Origin of the sequence: Massilia sp. CT11-108 (assembly GCF_047302915.1) — a bacterium.
GTDB classification, from domain to species: domain Bacteria; phylum Pseudomonadota; class Gammaproteobacteria; order Burkholderiales; family Burkholderiaceae_D; genus Telluria; species Telluria orientalis.
The window spans coordinates 1-1,062 of the sequence record NZ_JBKYMO010000975.1; the positions used below are offsets into that span (position 1 = coordinate 1).

Consider the following 1,062-nt stretch of genomic DNA (forward strand, 5'->3'; position numbering starts at 1 on the left):
AGCGTCGAATGTCGTCAGCACGCGCAGGCGCTGTTCCAGCATGCGCGCCTGCTGCCCGAGGATGCGGAAGCCGAATGTGGCGGACGAGCCGGCCAGCGTGTGCAGCACCGCGTGCATCTGCTCGATCAGCGCGGCGGGCGGCCGTTTCGGCTCGAAGGCGTTGCGCGCGGCCGACAGGCGGCCGAGCGTCTGCGGCAGGCTCGCCGCGAATTTATCGTTCAGCTCCGCGAGGCGCGCGAAGAATTCGGCATCCGCACTCGAACTCATTTCGTGCCACTCATTTCGTACCAAATATACGGTCGCCCGCATCGCCAAGGCCAGGCACGATGTAGGCGTGGTCGTTCAGGTTGCTGTCGAGCGAAGCCACGTACAGCTTCACGTCCGGATGGGCCTTGTGGAACACTTCCACGCCTTCCGGCGCCGCGACGAGGGCCAGGAAGATGATCTGGTCATCCGTCACGCCGCGCTTCTTGAGCACGTCGACGGCGTACACGGCCGAGTTGCCCGTCGCGACCATCGGATCGCACAGGATGAACGTGCGCTCGGTCGTGTCCGGCAGGCGCACGAGGTATTCGACGGGCAGGTGCGTGTCTGGGTCGCGGAACACGCCGATGTGGCCGACGCGGGCCGACGGCACCAGTTCCAGCAGGCCGTCGCTCATGCCGACGCCGGCACGCAGGATCGGCACGATGGCCAGCTTCTTGCCCGCGATGACGGGGGCGTCGATCGTCATCAGCGGCGTATCGATCTGGCGCGTCGTCAGCGGCAGGTCGCGCGTGATCTCGTAACCCATCAGCAACGTGATTTCCCGCAGCAGTTCGCGGAACGTGCGCGTGGACGTGCCGCGGTCGCGCATGTGCGACAGCTTATGCTGGATCAGGGGATGGTTCAGGATGAACAGGTTCGGGAAGCGCGGATCTTGTTTCATTTATGCATGGCCGGCGCTTGTGGCAGCGGCGTGGTTATCTGGTAAATGGCCAGCATTATCCCAGTTTGTGCTGTCATTTGTCGAAGTTTTATCGGGGCTTATTCCACCAGCGCACGGGCGAGGATCGCGTCGCA

The 1,062-nt window shown here is 64.0% G+C and carries 2 protein-coding genes; both read right to left on the bottom strand.

Going from position 1 to position 1,062, the window contains the following annotated elements:
• On the bottom strand, positions 1-267 hold a 267-nt coding region (locus ACEN88_RS32465; protein WP_413346353.1), incomplete at its 3' end, for an Hpt domain-containing protein.
• A 10-nt stretch (positions 268-277) separates the two neighbouring features.
• Positions 278-928 carry a uracil phosphoribosyltransferase gene (gene upp / locus ACEN88_RS32470; protein ID WP_036231756.1) on the bottom strand — a complete coding sequence of 217 codons (651 nt, stop codon included), beginning with the start codon at positions 926-928 and terminating at the stop codon, positions 278-280.
• Between the last annotated feature and the right edge of the window lie 134 nt (positions 929-1,062).